Source organism: Vibrio sp. J2-3(2022), from assembly GCF_021725735.1.
In the GTDB taxonomy this organism is placed as follows: domain Bacteria; phylum Pseudomonadota; class Gammaproteobacteria; order Enterobacterales; family Vibrionaceae; genus Vibrio; species Vibrio diabolicus.
Map to the genome: position 1 here is coordinate 667,234 of NZ_JAKKCK010000002.1, position 22,466 is coordinate 689,699.

Annotated in this window: 17 protein-coding genes and 1 tRNA gene; 4 read left to right on the top strand and 14 right to left on the bottom strand. The window is 43.9% G+C overall.

From position 1 onward, the window contains the following. Window positions 1–81: 81 nt before the first annotated feature. On the bottom strand, window positions 82–1,710 hold the full coding sequence (locus L3V27_RS11070) for a methyl-accepting chemotaxis protein (RefSeq protein ID WP_005390805.1): 1,629 nt from the start codon (window positions 1,708–1,710) through the stop codon (window positions 82–84). 155 nt (window positions 1,711–1,865) lie between these two features. Continuing rightward, window positions 1,866–2,132 carry a hypothetical protein gene (locus L3V27_RS11075; protein WP_012841963.1) on the bottom strand — a complete coding sequence of 89 codons (267 nt, stop codon included), beginning with the start codon at window positions 2,130–2,132 and terminating at the stop codon, window positions 1,866–1,868. Between the two features lie 292 nt (window positions 2,133–2,424). On the opposite strand from L3V27_RS11075, the gene L3V27_RS11080 reads away from it, so the two are divergent. Both L3V27_RS11080 and L3V27_RS11085 read left to right on the top strand, forming a co-directional pair. After that, entirely contained in the window at window positions 2,425–3,753 is a 1,329-nt protein-coding gene (locus L3V27_RS11080; protein ID WP_085343592.1) for a sphingomyelin phosphodiesterase, read from the top strand. Beyond that, entirely contained in the window at window positions 3,750–4,706 is a 957-nt protein-coding gene (locus tag L3V27_RS11085) for an ATP-dependent dsDNA exonuclease (RefSeq protein ID WP_237311861.1), read from the top strand. Before L3V27_RS11080 ends, L3V27_RS11085 begins: the two co-directional genes overlap by 4 nt. 90 nt (window positions 4,707–4,796) lie before the next feature. Here L3V27_RS11085 and trpS read toward each other — a convergent pair whose 3' ends face one another. Continuing rightward, the gene (gene trpS / locus L3V27_RS11090) at window positions 4,797–5,819 is read right to left on the bottom strand and encodes a tryptophan--tRNA ligase (protein ID WP_237311862.1); all 1,023 of its coding nucleotides are present in this window, start codon (window positions 5,817–5,819) and stop codon (window positions 4,797–4,799) included. Window positions 5,820–6,418: 599 nt separating this feature from the next. Between trpS and L3V27_RS11095 the strand changes: the two genes are divergently transcribed. Beyond that, window positions 6,419–7,375 carry an AEC family transporter gene (locus L3V27_RS11095; RefSeq protein WP_237311863.1) on the top strand — a complete coding sequence of 319 codons (957 nt, stop codon included), beginning with the start codon at window positions 6,419–6,421 and terminating at the stop codon, window positions 7,373–7,375. Window positions 7,376–7,421: 46 nt separating this feature from the next. Here the strand turns inward: L3V27_RS11095 and L3V27_RS11100 are convergent, their stop codons facing one another. The 7 genes from L3V27_RS11100 to L3V27_RS11130 all read right to left on the bottom strand — a co-directional run bounded on the left by L3V27_RS11100 (window position 7,422) and on the right by L3V27_RS11130 (window position 18,451). Next, a complete protein-coding gene (locus tag L3V27_RS11100) occupies window positions 7,422–7,877 on the bottom strand; it encodes a MarR family transcriptional regulator (RefSeq protein WP_012841967.1) in 456 nt (151 codons plus the stop codon). Window positions 7,878–8,069: 192 nt separating this feature from the next. Continuing rightward, window positions 8,070–11,231, bottom strand: coding sequence for an efflux RND transporter permease subunit (locus L3V27_RS11105; protein ID WP_237311864.1), 3,162 nt, complete (start codon window positions 11,229–11,231; stop codon window positions 8,070–8,072). Window positions 11,232–11,233: 2 nt separating this feature from the next. Then, entirely contained in the window at window positions 11,234–12,373 is a 1,140-nt protein-coding gene (locus L3V27_RS11110; protein WP_053807186.1) for an efflux RND transporter periplasmic adaptor subunit, read from the bottom strand. A 462-nt stretch (window positions 12,374–12,835) separates the two neighbouring features. Beyond that, the gene (locus L3V27_RS11115; protein ID WP_047008567.1) at window positions 12,836–14,473 is read right to left on the bottom strand and encodes a methyl-accepting chemotaxis protein; all 1,638 of its coding nucleotides are present in this window, start codon (window positions 14,471–14,473) and stop codon (window positions 12,836–12,838) included. 358 nt (window positions 14,474–14,831) lie between these two features. Further along, window positions 14,832–14,919: transfer RNA gene (locus L3V27_RS11120), tRNA-Ser, on the bottom strand. Between the two features lie 143 nt (window positions 14,920–15,062). After that, window positions 15,063–15,512 (bottom strand): L-alanine exporter AlaE, encoded by a 450-nt coding sequence (locus L3V27_RS11125; protein ID WP_047008566.1) that lies wholly within the window; start codon window positions 15,510–15,512, stop codon window positions 15,063–15,065. Window positions 15,513–16,030: 518 nt separating this feature from the next. Then, window positions 16,031–18,451, bottom strand: coding sequence for an ATP-binding protein (locus L3V27_RS11130; protein WP_237311865.1), 2,421 nt, complete (start codon window positions 18,449–18,451; stop codon window positions 16,031–16,033). 53 nt (window positions 18,452–18,504) lie between these two features. On the opposite strand from L3V27_RS11130, the gene L3V27_RS11135 reads away from it, so the two are divergent. Continuing rightward, complete coding sequence (locus L3V27_RS11135; RefSeq protein ID WP_237311866.1) at window positions 18,505–19,116, top strand: YecA family protein; 612 nt, start codon at window positions 18,505–18,507, stop codon at window positions 19,114–19,116. A gap of 73 nt (window positions 19,117–19,189) precedes the next feature. Here L3V27_RS11135 and L3V27_RS11140 read toward each other — a convergent pair whose 3' ends face one another. From L3V27_RS11140 to L3V27_RS11155, 4 genes are read right to left on the bottom strand one after another with little or no spacing between them, the layout of a single operon-like run. Next, a complete protein-coding gene (locus tag L3V27_RS11140) occupies window positions 19,190–20,356 on the bottom strand; it encodes a glutathionylspermidine synthase family protein (protein WP_237311867.1) in 1,167 nt (388 codons plus the stop codon). Between the two features lie 8 nt (window positions 20,357–20,364). Next, window positions 20,365–20,934 (bottom strand): DUF1190 domain-containing protein, encoded by a 570-nt coding sequence (locus L3V27_RS11145; RefSeq protein ID WP_237311869.1) that lies wholly within the window; start codon window positions 20,932–20,934, stop codon window positions 20,365–20,367. A gap of 8 nt (window positions 20,935–20,942) precedes the next feature. Further along, the gene (locus tag L3V27_RS11150; protein WP_005390766.1) at window positions 20,943–21,359 is read right to left on the bottom strand and encodes a DUF350 domain-containing protein; all 417 of its coding nucleotides are present in this window, start codon (window positions 21,357–21,359) and stop codon (window positions 20,943–20,945) included. Beyond that, a complete protein-coding gene (locus tag L3V27_RS11155; protein ID WP_053807179.1) occupies window positions 21,359–22,402 on the bottom strand; it encodes a potassium channel family protein in 1,044 nt (347 codons plus the stop codon). The genes L3V27_RS11150 and L3V27_RS11155 overlap by 1 nt, the downstream gene beginning before the upstream one ends. Between the last annotated feature and the right edge of the window lie 64 nt (window positions 22,403–22,466).

The following is a 22,466-nucleotide window of genomic DNA, read 5'->3' on the forward strand; positions in this document are numbered from 1 at the left end:
ACAGAGAATAAATAAGCCGGACATTTCGTCCGGCTTATTTTTTGTAGCAATGAGGTTAGGAATAAAGCTGAAACACAACAACTAGAGCTGGAATGAACCCATTCGAGTTTTCAAGTTGTGCGCTAGGCTACTGATCTGCTGGCAAGCTACAGCCGTTTGCGAAGCTCCCTCAGCCATCTCTGTTGAAGCACTATTAATATGCTCCACACTTCGATTCAGTTCTTCGGATACAGAATTCTGCTCGCTGCACGCCGTTGCGATTTGTGTGCTCATTTGCGCTATGTTATCGACAGAATGTTCAATTTCTTTTATCTGGCTATCAGCGTCATTGACTTGCTCAACACACTGAGAAATCCCCTCCTGACAATCACGGCTTGAATGCCCTATTTTGCTGCTGCTCTCTTGTAGTTGATTAACAATTTCCACAATTTGTGAAGTGGAGTCTTGAGTGCGTTGCGCCAGAGAACGAACCTCATCTGCCACAACAGCAAACCCACGTCCTTGTTCACCAGCCCGAGCAGCTTCAATTGCGGCGTTCAGTGCTAACAAGTTTGTTTGCTCCGCAATCCCGCGGATCACATCTACGACCACATTGATATTGTTTGAGCTAGATTCAAGCTCACGTGCCAGTTCATCTGACTCTTGGATCGTATGTGATACACGCTCAATTACTGCGATAGTTTGTTGTAACGTCGCCGTTCCTTGTTTAGCCACTTCCGTTGCCGAGTAAGCAGAGGTCGCGCCAACTTCGGTATTTTGTGCCACTTCACTTACAGCAGCTTGCATTTCTGTCATCGCAGAAGCCACCGAGCTAAGTTCAATTTGTTGATTTTGCATACCAGAAGCGGTCTGAGAAGAAATAGCACTCACTTCCTCTACTGCTGCCGTTAGCTGAATCGTTGAGTCATTAATCTCAGAAACCAGCGAATGTAAGTTTGTTTGCATACCGACAAGCTCTTTGAGCAACGTTCCTAACTCGTCTTTGCTCAATTCACTTTCGTCGATTTGATTATTCAATTGACCCTTGGCGATTTTAGAAGCGAATTCCAATGCTCGATCAACAGGCCCGCAAATGACTCGAGAAAGCAACATGGCAGACATTACCATGACCAATGCGACGACAAGCGCACCAACAGCAGCGCTGTATTGTGTAAACGCCGCTTCATTTTGTACTTCTTCGCCAATCAAATTCACCAACTCATCGTTCAACGCGAGGGTATCATCCAAGCTGCTCAACGCTTTTGAGTAAGTATCGAAACTCGATAAAATCACATCATTTGCACTTTCAGCATCACCTTGGCTTAGCAGTGCGTTGTAAGTCTTCGTTTCTTTGATGTATTGATTCCAGGTTTCTTTAAAAACGTTAAAAGACTGCGTTTCACGCTGATTAAGGTCGAGCTTTTCGTATTCTGCAATACCAGCCTGCACATCAGAACGCCATTGGTCGAGGCCTTTTAACCACTCACCAATTTTGGGATGATTTGCGTTTGGCAATAAAGAGAACTCATCTTTGCGCACTTTAGTAATATCAACTTGGATACCTTTCAAAATCGCAACAGAAGGTAAGCTTTTATCCGTTAGCACTGAGATGTCTTTATTCAGTGTTAACAAACCTTGTACCAACATTACTGACACTAAACCAAACACGGCAAAAACGGTTAAATAACTAACCGATATTTTCTTTACGACACTTAAGTCTTTAATACGCATGCACTTTCTCCCTGCAGCCTTTCCAAACCTCTCACTTAAGTGAAAGCTTAACCTCTAAAACACACTGTTTTTTGCGCTCGATATCATTGATCGCTCTTATATACATCGGCCTGAGAGATCAAATCTTGACCAGTAATTGATATTTTTATCACGTGCTATTTTAGAGATAGGCTCGCATGCTCCGTATTGTGTCTACATTTTTTTATGAGCGCTTCCCGGCGCAACTCTAAGATCTCATCGATGAGTTTTTCTTTAGCGTTGATGCCAAAGTGCTGGGCATAATTTTTGACTTTTTCAATCTCATTAGGCTGCAAGCGGTATACCTCTTTCTTTAAACGAGCTTCTGCTTCGCTTCTAATCAAACCTTGGTCTTGTAGTAATTTAATGATGGTTTCATCGATTGGATTTACTGCTCTAGCCATGGTGCTCCATCTATCAATTTAAGTTCTAGCCATGTGGCTGGATGAATGACGCCGCACAACTTATAGAGCGAAGATGACAACTTGATTGCAGTGAGTACGATTCGTTAACCATCGCTATTATTTACAGCCGCTTAAGCAGCCAGTAACTCTCTACCCCGACTCCGCACCATTGAATAAAGATCACATTCTGATAACAATTTTCAGTACTGGCTTCGATGTCATCCATATTTAACGTGCAAGTAATATTTATAAACAAGAATGATTGCTCTAGTTCAAATGATGGAAAAATAAGATGAAATTATCGCAGTGGGGTCTTTTATTAAGTGGCTTGGTGGCATTGCCAAGCATTGCAGATACAGATGTTTATCTAACCAATAACTCTGATCAGCCTTTAACTATTCAAGTAAAGCACGAAGGCAGTGATTTACTTCAATACGGAGAAGAGTGGCAGCAACATGTACAAGTACTTGGTCCGTGGGAAACCAAACCTGTATTGAGCTTCAATCGTTGGGAAGGCGTGAAATCCAACCAAACTTACCGTTTTGAAACTGTGGTTTCTAGCCCTAAAGGTGAAAGCATAACACTCAATCAGGTCATGGAAGGTCATTGGTATAATTCAACCATTGAATATGGCTTATCGGCGGCCGATGTAGATTTATCTCTTAAAGATGATCGTAATATTCATCGTGCCAACACTAACGCTTTTGGCATCCGAGAAACCGAACTGGCATTTAAGTCAGACAGTACCGCTCGATACGACGATCTTTATTACACCATCACACCAAGCAAAGTAAATGAATCTGTCGATAACGAAGAACAAAACCTTAAGTTGATGACATACAACATCTGGGCTCTTACGGCTATTGCATCGCACATCGGTGATCGTTACGAACTGATTCCTCAATACGTCAAAGGTTATGATGTATTAGCGCTGCAAGAAGTGTTTGCAAGCGGTCGTGAAGCATTCCTACGTGAGTTAGCTAAGGAATATCCGTACCAAACTAAAATGTTAGATAAAGAAGGCGTTAATATTCATGATGGTGGGGTGATCATTGTCAGTCGCTATCCTATCGTGAATGAAGCGCAATATGTCTTCCCCGACTGCTCTGGCACAGACTGCTTTGCCGACAAAGGCGTGAATTATGCGGAAATTATTAAAGGTGGTCAGGCTTACCATGTATTTGCTACCCATACCGCATCTTTCGATACAGACACCGCTCGCGAGTATCGTCAGCGCCAGTTCAAACAAATCCGCGCACTCGCTAAATCTCTCAACATTCCTTCAAGCGAAACTGTGGTATACAGCGGCGACTTTAACGTAAACAAAAGAAAGTTCCCTGGTGACTACCAACAAATGATCGCTAACTTAAGCGCCATAGAGCCTCAGTATTCTGGTTACACGGAGTCAACCTTTGATCCCCGTATCAATAACTTCGCAGGTGAGGCGTTATCAGGCGGCGAAAACGTGGAATACCTTGACTATGTCATGGTGAGTAGCGAATACGGTGTGAAATCATTCAATGACAACCGTGTGGACGTGCCGCGTACAACTTCAGAAAGTTTATGGAAACACTACAACCTTTCTGACCATTTCCCAGTTAGCGCAACAATCAAGCCATGAAGAAAATCGCGTTGATAATCATGTCCGCCATTATGGCGGGCATGATGTTTTTAACTTTCAGTCAAGATGGGCAGCAAGAAGCAGCCGTGTCCGCTTCTGCTCCAAAGACAAAAAATAAGAACGTCCCCAGTACATCACTAAAAACAAGCAATATCGCTCCCAGTGCAGAGGCTTCACCACAGACCGCAGAGCTCCCTTCTGCGACTCAAATAACGACTGAGAGACTAACTCTGCTCAAAGGGAGAGAACTAGTCGCAGAGCTTGAGTCATTTTGGCATGAGTGCATGTCGAACCGCGACTGTGAGGAACAGTTAGCCTTGCTCGAGCCTTATTTATCTTCAGCACGATTTCAACTTTTGGCGAGCTACCATCAACTCAACAGTCAATGGCAAGAAAGTGTGGGTAATTTGTTGTTTGATGAGCAACAACCACTAGCCTCACGTATTGCACAACTTAAAGCCGAGGCGAGAGGCATTTGGGGCGAGTTGGCTGATGTTATTTTCGCGGATGAGTTCGCCCTATACGATTTCAATTTAGAGGCCCAACAGCTCAACACGCAAAGTCCAGAAAGCTTTTTGCAAGCTTTCGAGCAACTCATCATAGACTGGCAAGAAAATGCAGAGGCTATCGGGCTTACAAACGACCAAGCAAAATATGAGCGTGCAGTCGCCCTAATACCCAATAGCATGAGCTTTCCAGATCGCCAAACCATCATCGCAGAGCTGCAAAAAACTTACTTAACGAAGGACGAAAGCGAAGAGATTCACGATCGTCAGCAACAAATTGCCCAGCAAAAAGAGCAAGTCAGAGATTACCAACAAGCATTGCAACAACTTGAGTCCAGACTCAGAAAAGAGAGAGCCACCAGCCATGCTAGTTTATCAGAACCGGAATGGCACAGTTATTACCAACAAGAAATAGCGGATTTTCGCCGCGAGTTCTTTTCTTCTTAAATGTCAGCTTTCATTGATGGGAATTGAAAGTCCAAAAGGCACGTTACGAATAAACAGCCGTGCCTTTTATTCAGAACCTTGTTTTTTAATTCAGAACAAATTCAAACCAAATACATCTTTCACATCAAATAGCACTTTTTCGGTTTTCTCGCGAGAACGCTCACTACCATGTTTTAAAATATCAATCAGTTGTGCTTTATCATTCAAATACATAGCGCGCTTTTCTCGAATAGGGCGAAGCATCTCTTGTAGGCATTCTTCTAACACTTTCTTGGTCAAACCATCACCTAACCCACCTCGTCGATAATGGTCTTTTAGCTGTTCGACATAGTTTTTATCAGGATGAAAAGCATCGAGGTAGGTAAATACAATATTCCCTTCGACTTGGCCAGGGTCCTCAATTTTCAGGTGATTGGGGTCGGTATACATAGATTTCACCGCCGCAGAAATCTCCTTTTCAGACGCCCCTAGGTTGATTGCATTCCCCATGCTTTTAGACATCTTATTTTTGCCATCAGTACTCGGCAAACGAGGGGCATCACTAAGTAATGGACGGCACTCTTTAAGAATATCTTTTCCACCCAGGTGGTTTATTTTTCTTACGATTTCATTAGTTTGCTCCAACATCGGCAGTTGGTCATCACCTACCGGAAGCAACGTCGCGTGGAACCCCGTAATATCGGCAGCTTGAGAAATTGGATACGTTAAAAAACCAGCGGGAATAGAGCGTTCAAAGCCTTTACTTTGAATCTCATTTTTAACCGTGGGATTACGCTCTAAACGCGCAATAGAGACAAGATTGCTGTAATACATCGTTAACTCAGCTAACGCTGGTATTTGAGATTGCAACGTGATCGTGGTTTGTGTGGGGTCGATACCAACGGCCAGATAATCCGCAACGACATTGAGAATATTGGAGGATACCTTTGATGGGTTGTGGGCGTTATCCGTCAAACCTTGCATGTCTGCGACTAAGATCGTTTGCTCGTGCTCCGTTTGCAATTTGACTCGTTGTTGCAATGAACCAATATAGTGCCCTAGATGTAATGGACCTGTCGCTCGATCGCCGGTAAGGATAATTTCGCGCTGCGATGTACTTTGAATGGTGTTCATATTTATCTCCAAGTATTTAATAGATCGCTACTGGAGATAAAAAGATCAAACACTCTTAGCTACCATCCAGCAGCTTAAGAATGTGACTATTCCGTGCCGCTCTATTTAGAGCGCCACCAAAAGAAGGTTGTTGATGAAGGGCTAACGTGTATTTTCATGTTTTCAAACTAACAGTACATCAAGCTGAACTCAATCTGTTTTTGTATTGAATTAGCGTGAGTATTCAAAGAGCCTACAGAAACGATTACATTGGTAAAGACATCGCAATGACTAAAGCTGCACCAAACACCGAACCTGAGACAAATGCACAAAGTACGGTTTTGTTGTGTTTCCTTTTCATCGATGAACTCCTATCCATAACCACAATGACCAACCCTTTTATTTAATACGCATGTGGATGCATCACGATAAGTAGTAAACCAACATATCGCGCATAGAACCAGTGCAGCTTTGTTAAACTGGGACCTCGTCCATAACTTGGAATGCAAATGGTTCTGGAAACAACAAAAGAGGAAAATTTCATCACTTTTCTATCCTGTCTCCCAGAGTTTATGGCTTAATAGACAGCAGGAATATTTTCTTTTGCTGCGGGTACTTACATGGAAGCTGTTCTACATCAGTTGCAATTCTCTTTGTCGATAACCGGCCCTATCTGCTTAATGTTAATACTTGGCGTGATGTTCAAACGCATAGGGCTGATCAACGATAATTTTATCGAAGTGGGCTCCAAACTGGTGTTTCAAGTTACGCTACCTGCGATGTTATTTGTCAGTATTGTGGCTTCAGAACACGATTTTTCAGCGGCAAGTGGCTTTGTCAATTTCGGCGTTATCGCTAGTGTTTCTTTTTTTATTTTCACCTACCTTTCGGTCAAGCTTCTGTTCAAAGCATCGCCTGACCAAGGTGTTCTTATCCAAGGCGGGTTCCGAGCAAACACAGGTATTATTGGCATCGCTTACGTTGCCAATGCGTATGGTTCTCAAGGTGTGGCGTTAGCAGCGCTTTATGTCGCGGTTACCACGTTTATTTACAACGTCCAAGCGGTAATTTGCTTATCTCCCAAAGGCGCAACTTCTGTCCCACAAGCCGCAAAAATGATGGGCCGAACACTGACGAGGAATCCACTGATAATCTCAATCGTCCTAGGGATGGCTTTCTATTTGCTCTCTATTCCAGTACCGAATGTTGTTATTGATGCAGGGGACTACTTGTCCAAAATGACATTACCTTTAGCGCTGTTGTGTACGGGCGGCTCACTCGATTTTAGCTTGATGAGAAAAGAGAAAGGTCCATCTTGGTTTGCAAGCAGTTACAAGCTCATCGTGGCACCCGTAATGATCACTATTGGTGCTTACTTAGTAGGTTTTCGAGGAATTGAGTTAGGTATTCTTTTCTTTATGAACGCTTCCCCAGTGGCAGCAGCCAGTTATGTCATGGCACGTTCGATGGGAGGCAATGCCACATTAGCCGCAAATATCATCGCACTCACTACGGTGCTTTCTACCGTCACGTGTACGTTGGGCATTCTATTTCTTAAGTTTTACGACTTAATATAATTGGCCAGCGATAAAGTAAAGGCGCGCTAGATAGCATTAAGATAAGCTACTGGTCGTGATTCGCAAAAGTGAGTTTTCTTACCAGACGAAAAAACTCACTCGCTTCTGATTCAGACAAACAAGCAAAAAATTCTTTCTGTAAATTCGTCATGATTTGATGCACTTGCTTTAAAGCGTTTGCCCCCTCTTTTGTCATGCTGAGCATTTTAAGACGCTGATTCGATTTGCTTTTAGAAACTTGAACAAACCCTCGCTTTTCCAAATTATCCACCATTCGCTTTGCTACACTTCGCTCAGTTCGAACCGCGTCAGCCAACGCTTGCTGACTCATGGGTTGAAACTCTTCCAAAGCGGCCAGTGCACTTGCCATCTCGAGTGTCATTAAATTTTGCCGAGAGAGCTCGGCTTGAGCACGATTGCGGTACATTCGCTGCATCACACCGCAGACAAACATAGGGCTTTGATCCAAAACGGAAATTGGGGAGATTTTCTGATCTTTCATCGTCGTTTGTTCTTCTTTAGGCTTTCATTCGGTCGGAAGGAATAAACAGATTCTGCATAAGGCAAAACGCTCCCCCTTCAAGTTTGCGTCAAAGACGGTGACCACCAAGTGAAAACATAAAATAAAGAGCGCCGAAGCGCCCTTTTATCGTGTTTATTCTCACCAGTATAACTTAGTTACAGCAACCAAGTCTTACTCGCTTTGCTGAGCTGGTTTAGGATTAATCTCAGACAACTCTGCCTCCGATTCTTTTCTCGCACGTCGATCAAACAATCGCTCAACCACCACAAAGAAGATTGGCACAAAGAATATACCTAAGATCGTTGCACTGATCATGCCACCAAGTACACCAGTACCTACCGCATTTTGACCTGCTGAGCCCACGCCAGAGCTGATAGCAAGCGGTACTACACCTAGACCAAAGGCAAGCGATGTCATAATAATTGGGCGCAGACGAACACGAACGGCATGCAGGGTTGCTTCGATAAGGCCAGCGCCTTTCTCGTAGTAATCTTTCGCAAACTCAACAATCAGAATGGCGTTTTTAGTTGCCAAGCCAACCGTCGTTAATAAACTCACCTGGAAGAATACATCGTTGTCCATACTTCGCGTCATTACCGCGAGCACAGCACCAAGCACACCAAGAGGCACAACTAACACCACGGCGAAAGGTACTGACCAACTTTCATACAAAGCGGCGAGAACTAAGAATACGACGAGGATAGACAGCGCATATAACATTGGCGCTTGGTTTCCGGAAAGGCGCTCTTCATACGAAATACCATTCCAGTTCACCGTGAAGCCTTCTGGTAGCTTTTCTACCATTGCTTCAATTTCTGCCATAGCTTCACCAGTACTGACGCCAGGAGCTGCGCCGCCTTGGATATTCATCGCTGGCAAACCATCAAAACGCTGCAAAAGAGGTGAACCATACGTCCACTCTCCGCTCGCAAAGGCAGAGAAAGGCACCATCTCACCTTTTGAGTTGCGCACGTACCATGAATCGAAGTCTTTTGGCTGCATACGGTATTCCGCATCACTTTGCATCATGACTTTTTTCACTCGACCGCGATCAATATAGTCGTTAATGTACGCTCCGCCCCATGCCGCTGACAGGATTTGGTTGACATCATTAATGCTAACATCCAGAGCACGCAGTTTAACGTGGTCAATGTTCACTTTGTACATTGGCGCATCTGCTTGACCGTTCGGACGAACACCGACAAGTTTCGGGTTTTGTGCAGCCATGCCAAGCAGTTGACCTTGCGCAGCGACTAATGCGTCGTGACCTTTGTTCAACGAATCTTGAAGATAGAAATCAAAGCCTGTCGAGTTACCCAATTCTTGAATCGCAGGAGGTGCAAATGCAAACACCAGTGCTTCTTTGATGGTTGAGAAGTACCCCATCGCTCGACCCGTAATGGAAGCTGCATCAGCACCCGGCGCTTCACGCTCTGACCAATCTTTCAGACCGATAAAGGCCATCCCCATGTTTTGGCCTTGGCCTGCAAAACTAAAGCCCGCAACGGAGAAGACGGATTTCACGTTGTCTTTCTCATCCACAAGGTAAAAGTCGCGCATTTTCTCAAGTGTTTTTTCCGTCTGCTCTTGCGTTGAGTTAGGCGGCAAAATGGCCATTGAGAATACCGTGCCTTGGTCTTCATCCGGCAAGAATGACGTCGGAAGGTTCATAAACAGCCAGCCCGCACCTGCACTCATTGCCAAAAATACAACCAACATTCGACCTGTGCGCTTGAGGAGTTTAGCAACGCCGGTTTCATAGCCAGCTGTCATCGCATCAAACTTGCGGTTAAACCAGCCAAAGAAGCCTTTCTTTTCTAGAAGCTCAGCATCGCCTTTTTTCAGTAATGTTGCACATAATGCTGGAGTCAGAATTATCGCCACCAAAACTGAAAGTGTCATCGCCGCCACAATCGTTATCGAGAACTGACGGTAAATAACCCCGGTAGAACCAGACATAAACGCCATAGGGACGAATACCGCAGAAAGCGTCAGACCTACACCAATCAGAGCACCAGTGATCTGCCCCATCGATTTTTTGGTCGCTTCTTTGGGCTCTAACCCATCCTCATGCATCACACGCTCGACGTTTTCCACCACAACGATGGCATCGTCCACCAGCAAACCGATAGCCAGAACCATCGCGAACATGGTTAACGTGTTTACGCTAAATCCAGTCGCGTACAAAATAGCGAAGGTGCCGAGCAGTACGACAGGCACTGCGATCGTTGGAATGATCGTCGCACGGAAGTTCTGCAAGAACAGATACATGATTAAGAACACAAGAAGAATGGCTTCTAATAGCGTTTTAACCACTTCTTGAATCGAGGCTTTGACGAATGGCGTCGTTTCAAATGGGTAAGCAATCTGTAACCCTTCTGGGAACGTAGCACTCAGTTGTTCTAAACGCTCTTTCACCGCATTGGCTGTCTCAAGCGCGTTTGCACCAGTACCTAATGAAATACCTAAACCCGATGCTGGGAAGCCATTATATTGGCCTCGAATGTCATAACTTTCTGCACCACGTTCAACACGAGCCACATCTTTCAAATAAACATTCGAACCGCTGGCGTCAGACTTAAGAATGATGTCTTGGAACTCTTCTACACTGCTCAAACGACTTGCAGACGAAATCGTTGCATTCAACAGCTGGCCTTCCTGCGCAGGTGCTGCACCAAGTTGACCAGAAGAAACTTGCGCGTTCTGTTCACTGATCGCATTTGCTACGTCGATTGCGGTCAAGTTGAACTGCGTAAGCTTAAATGGGTCCAGCCAGACTCGCATCGCATACTGCGCACCAAACGCCTGCACTTGTCCTACGCCAGTTACACGACTTATCGGGTCTTGAATATTCGTTACAACAAAGTCGCCGATATCGTTTTCTGTAAAGTCAGGATCTTCAGAATAAACTGCCACCACCATGAGAAACGCCGTGTTGGATTTATTCACGACGATACCTTGGTTTTGTACTTCCATCGGCAATGATGTCAATGCCAATTGCAGCTTGTTCTGCACCTGTACTTGCGCGATATCAGGATCAGCTTCGCTATCAAACGTCAGGGTAATTGTCGCATTACCGAATGCATCACTGCTCGATGATAGGTAGCGAAGATAATCTAATCCCGTCATATTTTGCTCGATAACCTGCGTTACCGAGTCTTCAACGGTTTTCGCTGATGCACCTGGATAACGTGCACTGATGGTGATCGTTGTCGGTGAAATCGTTGGGTATTGCGAGACGGGTAAATTGAATAATGACATTACCCCCGCCAACATCGTTAGAATCGCGAGAACCCAAGCAAATACCGGACGATCGATAAAAAATCGTGCCATGATTACTCCTGCTCACCGTTTTGGATAGTTACAGGGCTGCCTGGACCTACCTTTTGTAACCCAGCAGTAATGACTTTATCGCCTGCGTTTAAACCATCAATAATACGCCATTGATTATTGATCGCTTCAGCTGTCTTCACTGGTCTCGCTTCCACTTTGTTCTCACCATTCACCATCATCACTGTTGCTTTGCCTGTCGCATCACGAGAAACGGTATTTTGTGGTATCAGAATCGCGTCAGGGTCAACACCAGTAATAACCGTCGCACGAACAAACATTCCTGGTAGTAACAAACCGTCAGGGTTTGGGAATTCAGCACGAAGCGTCACGCTACCCGTACTTTCGTTCACATTAACCTCGGTAAATTTCATCGTGCCTTTATGTTCGTACGTGCTGCCATCTTCAAGCATCAATGTAACTTGCGCAGAGTCATCTTCTTGCATATGACCTTGGGAAAGAGCCGCTTTTAAACGCAGCAGTTGCGCGGATGATTGCACAATATCAACGTTGATAGGATCAAGCTGCTGAATGGTCGCTAATTTGGCTGCTTGGTTAGCCGTAACCAACGCACCCGCCGTCACACTCGATTTACCGATCACACCGCTAATCGGAGCTTTCACTTGCGTGTAATCTAAATTGATTTTTGCCGTATTGATCTTAGCTTTTGCGACTAGGACCTGTGCTTGCGCTTCCTTGTATGCTGCTTCTGCTTCATCCAAATCTTGTTGGCTGATGGACTTTTTGGTGATCAAGGTTCTGTAACGCTTCACTGTGGCATGGGTCGATTCTGCCGCTGCTTGAGCTCGGATTAATTCCGCTTCAGCGCTCAGCAAATCCGCTTGAAATGATGAATCATCAATTTGATATAGGGACTGTCCTTGTTCAACAAGGCCGCCTTCAACAAAATTTCGCTCTGAAATAATGCCTGTAACTTGCGGACGAACTTCCGCTTCTTTGAATGCACGGCTACGACCTGGCAACTCGACAGTTAACGCTTGGCGAGTTGGCTCCACCGTTAACACTTCAACTTCGGTTGCGGGCGCAGGACCACTACCTTGGCTCGATCCTTCTTCGCTAGGTTGACATCCAACCACAAAAAGGCTCGACGCAATCAGCAGAGATAGCGTGGTTTTACGTCTCATGAATTTTTCTCTCTTTTACCTACAAGCCTTCAAGATTCCTTGCTAAAAACTTCTAGAATGACTTAATGATGACTAACGGATGTATATCCAGAACAAATTAATTAGGATGATAATTACCCAGTGTTGTACATACAACAAAATTTACAGTTCTATACGCTTACGAAAAACGTTTATGGTAAAGGTGTAATGAAGTTCTCAAATTTGAAGATTTTGGGTTGGAAATCACACTTTCCTGTGAGCAATTGCAATGGTTAAAAAGCAGCAAAAGTGATGATAAAAGCATCATCACGCTGTACAGAGTTTGTCACCGCTGTCTAGGATTATTTACCCCTCTGGTATACAAAGTTAAGTAAAAGAGGAATGTAAATATAGTCGAGCCTTCACAAATCAGGTTCGACCCTTATCTAAAAAATAACCCGCTAAGAAGCGGGTTATTTCGTCAGTGAGACTGCAGTTCTCAGCTTATACTTTGAACTGACTAACCTGATGATCTAAGCGCTGGGTTTGCTCTGATAACATGGCTAAAGATGCTTGCGCTTGGTTGACGATTTCCACAATAGATGTACTGCTATCTGCAATGCCTTGTACGTTGCTATTTACTTCGTCACTTACCGTACTTTGCTGGCTTGCAGCCGTTGCAATGTGTGTGTTCATCTCGTTCATACGTGAAATCGCGTTCAAGATTTCAGAAAGGGATTGACTCGCTCTCCCTGCCGATTGAATTGTTTCATCACTGCTATTTTGGCTACCACGCATCACTTCTACGGCTTGTCCTGCACCAGATTGTAGCTTTTCAATCATGGTTTGGATTTCACCCGTGCTCTGTTGTGTGCGACTGGCTAACGAGCGGACCTCATCTGCGACAACAGCAAAGCCTCGCCCTTGTTCTCCTGCACGAGCCGCTTCAATCGCTGCGTTAAGCGCCAATAAGTTCGTTTGCTCTGCGATACCACGAATGACATCCAATACAGAAGCAATGTTACTCACATCATGATCCAATGTGTTAATGACGTGGCTTGCACTTTCGATTTCACTTGCGAGGCTACGAATTGAGCTAACGGTTTGATCCAAAATAATATTGGTATTGGTAAGTTCATCATTTGCTGTTTGGCTCGCAACCGCAGCTTCGTTAGCGCTATCGCTGACATTTCTGCTGGTGACTTGCATTTCATGCACTGCCGCCGCTACCGCCTCGCTGTCTTTTTGCTGTGAAACGGTCGAGTTCGCGATGGTCGTGGTCAACGAGCTAAGATTTTCCATCTCATTACGCAAGGTATTCGAACTTTCAATTACTTGAGAAACTGTCGCTTGGATTTTAGACACAAACTGATTAAACGCGTTCGCTAAATTGCCAATTTCGTCTTGTGTTTTCACATCGATTCGCTGGCTTAAATCACCTTCACCAGAAGCAATTTCTGTCATCGCATTTTTGATATCGTTGATAGGCTTCACGACGGTTTGCAACAACAAAAATGCCATCGCAATAGCGGCCAGAATAACAATCACAATGCCCGCTTCAAGAATTAACTCTGCTCTTGATGCAGCTGCTGAGATTTCATCTTTCAATAAGCTTTGTTTTTCTTCTATCACATCTTTCACAACATTAAGTTGCGCTCTTACCTCGATAAACTGATTTTCAAAGGTGTGTTTGTGTTCGTTGTAGTAACCAAGCCATTGTGATTGAGGTAAACGCAACATCGCTTCATAACTCGCCAACCATTTTTCACCTAGGGAGACAAGCTTTCTCACTTCATTACCGTGTGAAGAAGGCATCACGCCAGCTTGCGATAGCTCAATCATTTTCTCCATACGTGGCAGCGCTTTGTATGCGTTGTCTTTGTATTCACCGATGTGGTGGTCAATATCGGTTTGAGTATCAGAAAGAGCAACACCTTGAATTGCAGATGTAGCTTGGTAAAGATCGCGGTAAGCATCCTCAATCGTTAATAAGTTCGGCACTATCTGTTCGTTAAGTGTTTCACTCAACTCAGATTGTTTCCAACTTGTCATAACGTTTAATACAGAGCTCACAATAAACAATCCAATAATCAGTGACAGCGGAATCACTATCTTCTGCTTGATCGTTAAGTTCTGGAACATGAATAGACTCTCTTTAATTATGGTATACAAACTGCCAGAAATTATATCAAACAAATAGAGTATCCCATTAGGTAAAAGACTCTATTAAACATGATATCTGATGACTTTTTGACAAGCGTTCTAATTTCAACAATTAATTGATTTTGTGGAAAATTTAATAAGGAACGCTCATCACAACATGCGAATAAAAACGCACGACCTGCACGGAAAATGTGTAACAAAAGATGAATAAAAAGGAGGCTTTTTGAAGGGCTTGCCGACTCAATGAGTAATTGAGAATCAATACGATATACAGCTCTGGGATTGAACTTGTCGCGTAATACGAAAAAGCCCCAGCATTTCTGCTAGGGCTCAAATGTGGCGGTGAGTGAGAGATTCGAACTCTCGATACGTTGCCGTATACACACTTTCCAGGCGTGCTCCTTCAGCCACTCGGACAACTCACCGAATCAATTTTTGTTAGCATCATTGGCTAACGAGGCGCTAATTTAATGATTATGTGCCTGATGGTCAAGGCTAAACATAAAAAAAAGCGCCCTTTTCCACTCGATTGCTCACTAAGTAACTAAATTGAGCAAAACTGGGTCATTTAGATGCCTTGAGAATAGCCGGGAACACGGAACCAACGGCGGCACATGTCCAAGAAGTACCCATACAACACACCCATACCGCAAGAAATAATGGCGTTACTTGTCACCGCGGTCACTATTTGGTCTGTAGACGCACCAACTGCGAATAAAATTCCTGCATAAACTGGAGACTGAAATAGCACATAAGCGACCAGATCAGATACGTTTTTCATAAATGAAGACGGCGATACCTTGTTGCCCTGACGTAGCACCCAATCACGAAAAACGCCATACGGCCAAGCAATAGCAATATTCACTGGAATAGATAGTGTACGTGATGCTAAAGATTGCTCAAACGTCATCCCTGAAATCAAAATCTCGACAATCATCCCTGTGATAAAGCAAAAAACAACCATAGCAAAGGTATCCGCTGCGGCGTGACGAATACAAAATGGTCCACGAGACTTCATTAACTAACCCCTAAAATTAAATACTACCAACAATAAACAAAATAAAACTATCAACCATCAAACAAATACATGACCAGTTAATAAGACAATTAAATCACATAAAAAGCAGCGCATGGCACTGTATTTGAAATCAAGTTGTAAATTTATAACCATTTTTTAAAATGAAAGTAGTTTTTTTCACCACTAACAACTAAACACGCTTAAAATGACGTAAAAATGGTAGAAAAATACGGATTTAACTTACACAAAAAGTGGGATAAGTGATTGTTTGGATGTAGGGTTAGGATAAAGTTCGGGGAATAAACGATCATTCTAATAACTTATGCTACTGAGTTGTAAAAATTCAGAGTATTCCCGATGTGAGCGCAACTGAGAGCCGCACAGTTTCTCTTATGACAGGATCCAACAGCAGAGCTAAGCTCATTGAAAGTAAGGAAAAAATAGACGATTCAGCTAAGGTTAGGTATGAAGCGTAAAGACAATTCATGATTGCGTTGAATCGCGCTATATGGATTAAGCTATGATGATGCGAGCAAGAGCGTTAAGGTGTCGATATCATCTTGGTTTGGAGACTGCTGACGCTTTAAGTTACGCCTTATTCGCTCGGCAACTAAAGAAACGTCTTTATTAGCATCAGGGGTGACTTGAGCAATAATCGCTGAAATAGCCTCTAACGCTTCGTTGAGATGACCATTATCTAGAGCAACATAGAAGTTTAGTAGCCACTTTTCCGCATCAAGGATATCCGTTGTATTATCACCAAAGTCCGACTGGTATTGGTATAACCGTGCTGCATGGAGATACAACGCATCATTTAATTCAGACTCCACAATTGGTTTCGCAATTATGTGGTCGGCTCCTACATTTATCATGCGCTCTTGTGTTTCTTTGAATACATCCGCTGTGCAGCCAAAGATCAGTACCGACTTTACAGGCGAACTCATCGCTCGAATGGCTGATATCGCCCCAACACCATCAAGAACAGGCATATGATTGTCCATTAATATCAAATCAAATGACTGAACGGCCACCTCATCGACGGCAAGCTGACCATTTTCAACACTTGTGCACTCAAAGCCTTTGGCTCTTAGGAAAGTTTCCATAATGATCGCATTTGTTCGGTTGTCTTCGACAATGAGCGCTTTCAAACCTTTGCAATTCAGCTTATGTGCATTGACTGCTTCCACTTTCCCAGGCTCACAAGGCGTAAGCGCGATCTCGACGGTAAAGGTTGTCCCGACATTCTCTTGACTCTGCACAATCACATGCCCTCCCATATGCTCGGCAATTTCTTTTACTATCGCTAAACCAAGCCCTGTCCCACCAAACCGCCTCGTCGTCGAGGACTCCGCTTGTTCAAAAGGACGGAAAATGCGTTTTTGCGCTTCTTGAGAAATACCGATACCCGTATCTTTCACCGCGAGAATAAGCTTGGTACCTGCCTTGTTCGATTTCTCGGTCAGCTCTACCTCTACGATGCCTCGGTCGGTGAACTTGACAGCGTTGTTTAGTAGGTTAAACAATACTTGGCGCAGACGGGCTTTGTCATTGTTGTACCAGCGCCCTGTTGGTAAATGAGACACGACTCTAAAACGAAGGCCTTTTTCTGAACATAGTGTTTGATAAACACTTTTTATGCTGCCGATGATCGACTCAATTGGGAAAGGCGTATTTTCGAATTCAACATGCCCTTGCTCAATTTTTGAGTAATCTAAAATCTCATTAAGTAACGTCATCATATGATCACCTGAGTCATAAAGTGTTCTCAGGTGCTTACGTTGATCATCGGTGAGTGGTGTTTTTAACAATATCTGAGCGGTTCCTAATACACCGTTCATTGGCGTACGAATCTCATGGGATAATGTGGCTAAAAATGCCGTTTTAGCGTTCGTCGAAGCCTGGGCTTTTATTCTCTCTTGCTCTAGATAGATGGTTTTTTCATTGAACTTCTCGATGAGCTGTCCAATTTCATCTTCGCTATCGTAATCAATGTCTATGATCCCGCCAGTTTTCGAGTCATCAATCTTAGCGGCAATACGGACAATCGGTTCGACAATGTAACGATTCAGCAAGTAATACCCGACCAGTACACACAAGAGTAAGAATGGAATGATCCTCCCCTCAACACTCATGACTTGTTCAAACACTTGATCGGCTACTTTAGCTTTCGCGTTGACAACTTCCATGCGCCAATCGAACTCTCCAAAATCAAGCTCACTGACATAAATTTCGTCTGTTAGTTGGAAGTTGTGCTCAATAATCACGTTCGAGTCAGCATCGCGAACCACCACACCTAAAGAATGCAGGTTCGTGTGCTCTCGAATAAACTGAAAAAGTGCATCAAGTGATAAGTCTACCGTTACAACGCCAGCGAATTGACCGTTTTGATAATATGGGGAAGACGCAGTAATCATCTGAACCTGAGTAAAAGTGTCGATATAAACCGTAGACCAACTCACAGAACCAACTGGCGCGTCAGCTGCTGCCTTATACCATGGTTCATTGTCATAACCGCCAGATTCAGGATTATTGTAGGAGTGAATTTGGTCAATACCGCCATCACTGTTTTTATTGAAGAATAGGCTTTTATATCGCCATTGTTCAGCTTTGAGTTCTGGTTTAGGCCATACGCCACCACTGACGAGCATCTCATCACTCAATTGGAGAATATGCGGAATTGTCGTGTTGAGAGATTGAATTTTTTCAGTCCCCTGTGCGAGTCCTGCTAGGCTGCTCAATACACCAGTAGAGCTAAGGAGAGGCTCTTTAATCTCAAGTGCAAGCAGTTGGGTGCGTAACTCTAGGTTTTGCTCTAGCTTTTGCCTAACCGGAGGCTCGACAACCAAATAGGCAACAGAACCAATCGTTGCAATAAAGAAACACAGGTACAGTGTCAGGGCGAGAATGCTTTTTTTTCTAAGTGATGAGCGAATTTCCATAGATGTCTGTGAATCATTCCCTAATATCGATTTATCACAAATTGATTGGTAAGATGAGCGCAATCAACCAGCCCATTAACAAATGGTATTCTATTTTGAAACTACAAGACATCCTTTCTCTCCCAGAACTTGACGGTAAACTACTAAACCTAGCAAAAACTCAAGGCTTTGTAACAGCGATGGCTGCTGCGCCAAACGTATTAATGCCTCAAGAGTGGTTGCCATTCTTATGGGGTGGTGAAGAAACAGCGCCATTTACTGACGGTGAGCAATTAGAGCAATACATTGATGAGATTGTACAAATGTGGAACCAAACTCGTCCTGCTCTTCTAGAAGGATCTTGGCAGTGGCCTGAAGGATGCGCGTTAGATGAACAAGATATTGTAACAAGCCAGACCCGTGATTTCTGTGAAGGTGTATTACAAGGTTGGCAACTTGCTCGTGATGACTGGGAAACGCTAATGCCAGAGGACAGCGAAGATAATGCTCTGCTCGGCGGTGTTTTGCTTTCTCTTACGATGCTTTACGATCCAGAAACGACCATTGAAACGTTGGCAGAACAAGGCATGGAAGGCTTAGAACAGTTTGAAGAGATCTTCAATGCCATGCCAGTGATGCTATGTGGTCTTACTCAGCGCGGTGTTTCATTAGCTGAAGAACAATAAGACACAACGCTGTCGACCATCAAGATTGAACCGCTGAATAGACAAAAGCTCTCTGGATGGAGAGCTTTTTTGATCATGTTAAAATCACATGTGGAATATATCGCGCCATATCTTGCGTGACTAAGCTAGTGTCTTCCCGAATCGAAATCCCAGCGGCTCTATCGTTGACTAGCCAACTGCCAATTAACGTATGGCTTTGCCCAAACTTGGGTAACGGACGATACTGCTGGACGATATTGAATTTAGATTCATAAGGCCCTGCCGTTTTGAGTATGCGTTTCCCACCTTTGACGATCTCAATATTTGCGCCTTCTCGAGAGAATAGTGGTTTGATTACATAGTCTTTCAAACCGTTCGCTTTTGAATTGTTAGCAAAATAGGCAGGTAAAAGATTAGGATGATTCGGAAAGCGCTCCCACAATAACGGTAAAAGTGCTTTGTTGGATAGAATCGACTTCCACATGGGTTCTAACCAATTCACTTTCGCGGTCGCTAAGTATTTCGCATATTCCTCTTCAAACATAAACTCCCACGGATAAAGCTTGAACATCCAACGAATCGCTCTGTCATCTGCATCCACGAACTGACCATCTTCCGTCGCACCAATATCTTCGACATAAACAAACGCCGTCGCTAACCCAGCTTCGCGCGCGCAATCTTCTAAATACTGGACAGTCCCTTTATCTTCTTCAGTGTATTTGCAGCAGCTAAAGTGAAGGGTTTGCCCGGGTTGATATTTGGCTATCTCGGAAAAACGCTCAATCAAAAAGTCTTGAAGAATGTTGAATTGATCCGCGCTCTGGTGAATTAGACCTTTATTTACAACATCCTCTAACCACACCCACTGCCAAAAACCCGTTTCAAACAGGCTGGTCGGCGTATCCGCATTGTTCTCCAATAACTTAGCTGGCGAAGTTCCGTTGTATGCAAAATCCAGACGCGAATAGAGTGAGGGTTCATTTCGGTGCCACGAAGAAGCAACCTGCTCCCACATAAATTCAGGGATCGCACATTGCGTCAGCAACCTCTCACTCCGAACTACTTCATCCACAATAGCCAGACACATCTGATGCAGCTCTTCAGTGGGCGCTTCAATATCGTTCTCTATTTGCTCAAGCGTGAATTGATAGTAAGCACTCTCATCCCAATACGGTTGGTCATACATGGAATGGAAGCCAAAACCAAACTGGCGTGCTAAATCACGCCAGTTTTCTCGTTCTTGTATTTCTCGTCGAAACATAGTGCTTATTAACCGCCTCGGCTGACCGATACCGCTTTACCAAACCCGCCTCGAGACATTGCTCTACCAATAGTTCCGCCACCACGTTTATTTAGGTTACTGGTCGCAACCTTCGTCGGCTGATTACGATAGGAACCAAAAAATTGTCCGGCACCATTATAGAATTTGGATTTATAGCGATACATTGGTTCAGAGTAATAGCTCTTGTTGTAACCTTTCAAACCGCTCAGTGCTCGACTGTAAAAGAAGCCTCCAAAGTGAGGCACATAAGCTCGGGAACTGGAACTGTAGTAACAATCGTCTTCGTAAAAATCATTTTCACATTCGAACTCATTGTTGTAGCGAGGGGCATTTCGTTCGGCGCGAGCCAAAGCTTCTTGATAAGCAATGTCACACTGCTCACTGAACTCTGGCGAGTTTGATTTGCATTCATCAGCGTCAGAAAAAATGTAGCCTTCGGTTTTCGATTCTTGTGTCGCAAAGAAGAAAATACCGCCAAAAGCAGCAAAGGGAATAATTTTCCCAAGCTTTAAACTTTTGTCCATGGAAGAACGTTTAACGTTAGCACTCCGCTTCATCGTCCCTCCTAGTACGTCATACAAGCGGCATTTAATACACCGACCGATATAGAAACAGCCGCTAATACAATACCGGCAGGCAGCTCATCTTTTTCGATACGCTCAGTCACTTTTGGAAGTAAAACAAAACGTACAATCGCAAATGCAATGATCTGCGCCAGCATTGCAACAACGCCCCACACCATAAAATCGACAATGTTGACTGAGTTTTTTGCAGCCCCCGAAATCGCAATACAATAACCAAGAAATGCGCCACTTAGTGCAATCGCTGCCGCTGTATTTTGCTTTTCTTTGATCAGGTGCCATTCATCGTAAGGCGTAAGCTTGACGTAGATGAACTTAAACGCCAAAACGAAAATAATAGAAACAGAAAAATAGAGTAAAAAATTGGGAAAACCTGCTAACAGGTCAGCAATCATGTGCATTATTGTTCCTTGTTCATTTCTTTCCATGCAAAATCTTCAATACGTTCATCTGCAATGTAAAACAGCTTGGTACTCGGTGGTACTTCTGCATCTAAATCTGGGTTGAGTTGGATACCATGGCCAATGTCAAAAGCAATTAGCGTGGCATGATGACGTCTTTTGAGAAAAACGAAGAGACTCTCAACAGTAGTTACTGGCAGCCTTTCAGGATAAATGACCGAGTATTGAGTCATACCCCGTGTTGAAGCTAATAGCTCTTGGTGAAGTGCACTTGAGCCTGGATCTACCGCCGCTTTTGCCAGCATTTCTGCGCCAACTGCAGGTATGCATTCCGCTTTAGGACAGTGTTGACTTAAAAGACGGCCTAACGCCTCATCTTTAAAGTAAGCGACCAAATGTGCGGAAGGATTCACAGAAGCACAGTACAGCGCGGCTGACAGCGTGATATCGTCCGAGAGGTTATCAACAATAACGCAAGCTGCTTCAGCAATATTGGCGTTTTTCATCTCTTGTGAATCCGTGTAGCTGGTCACTTTGATAAAACTGATCTCGCCTGGCAACGGGTTTTCTATTTCTGAACGGCTGCATAAAACAATCGGACGCTTCCCCTCTTCTTCATGTTGTAACATGCGAATAAGGTGCATCGTTCTCGATCCATTCCAACCCAACAATACAATATGGTTTTCCACTCTTACTCTCCGTTTTCCTAAAATACCCGCTCGCCAGTAATCCATCGCTGCTCCAGCGACACGTCCCAATAATGCAGCGAATAGGCTCAAGCCGCCTGGGATCACAAACAGTACAACAACCCATTTACCCAAATCTGTCACTGGAGAATGATCACCATAGCCAACCGTACTCGCCGTAACCATAAGGTAATAGATAAAGTTAGAGAAGCTGTCTGTTAATGCGGTTTCACCAGCGAGAACGAGCAGTCCCCATGAAAGGCTCACATATAAGCCACTAAAGATGAGAAGACTTCGGTTGCTCAATTTAAAAAGGTGTGAACTAAGCCACTTTTTAACTACTAACCACACCGCCATAAATTTATAACCTCGACATTCATTGATTGCATCAATAGTAACTCATTGATAGTAAGACACAAAA

Coding starts and splice junctions, on each gene's coding strand:
- L3V27_RS11070 (WP_005390805.1), bottom strand. CDS start 1,710: ATGCGTATTAAAGACTTAAGTGTCGTAAAGAAAATATCGGTTAGTTAT.
- L3V27_RS11075 (WP_012841963.1), bottom strand. CDS start 2,132: ATGGCTAGAGCAGTAAATCCAATCGATGAAACCATCATTAAATTACTA.
- L3V27_RS11080 (WP_085343592.1), top strand. CDS start 2,425: ATGAAATTATCGCAGTGGGGTCTTTTATTAAGTGGCTTGGTGGCATTG.
- L3V27_RS11085 (WP_237311861.1), top strand. CDS start 3,750: ATGAAGAAAATCGCGTTGATAATCATGTCCGCCATTATGGCGGGCATG.
- trpS (WP_237311862.1), bottom strand. CDS start 5,819: ATGAACACCATTCAAAGTACATCGCAGCGCGAAATTATCCTTACCGGC.
- L3V27_RS11095 (WP_237311863.1), top strand. CDS start 6,419: ATGGAAGCTGTTCTACATCAGTTGCAATTCTCTTTGTCGATAACCGGC.
- L3V27_RS11100 (WP_012841967.1), bottom strand. CDS start 7,877: ATGAAAGATCAGAAAATCTCCCCAATTTCCGTTTTGGATCAAAGCCCT.
- L3V27_RS11105 (WP_237311864.1), bottom strand. CDS start 11,231: ATGGCACGATTTTTTATCGATCGTCCGGTATTTGCTTGGGTTCTCGCG.
- L3V27_RS11110 (WP_053807186.1), bottom strand. CDS start 12,373: ATGAGACGTAAAACCACGCTATCTCTGCTGATTGCGTCGAGCCTTTTT.
- L3V27_RS11115 (WP_047008567.1), bottom strand. CDS start 14,473: ATGTTCCAGAACTTAACGATCAAGCAGAAGATAGTGATTCCGCTGTCA.
- L3V27_RS11125 (WP_047008566.1), bottom strand. CDS start 15,512: ATGAAGTCTCGTGGACCATTTTGTATTCGTCACGCCGCAGCGGATACC.
- L3V27_RS11130 (WP_237311865.1), bottom strand. CDS start 18,451: ATGGAAATTCGCTCATCACTTAGAAAAAAAAGCATTCTCGCCCTGACA.
- L3V27_RS11135 (WP_237311866.1), top strand. CDS start 18,505: ATGAGCGCAATCAACCAGCCCATTAACAAATGGTATTCTATTTTGAAA.
- L3V27_RS11140 (WP_237311867.1), bottom strand. CDS start 20,356: ATGTTTCGACGAGAAATACAAGAACGAGAAAACTGGCGTGATTTAGCA.
- L3V27_RS11145 (WP_237311869.1), bottom strand. CDS start 20,934: ATGAAGCGGAGTGCTAACGTTAAACGTTCTTCCATGGACAAAAGTTTA.
- L3V27_RS11150 (WP_005390766.1), bottom strand. CDS start 21,359: ATGCACATGATTGCTGACCTGTTAGCAGGTTTTCCCAATTTTTTACTC.
- L3V27_RS11155 (WP_053807179.1), bottom strand. CDS start 22,402: ATGGCGGTGTGGTTAGTAGTTAAAAAGTGGCTTAGTTCACACCTTTTT.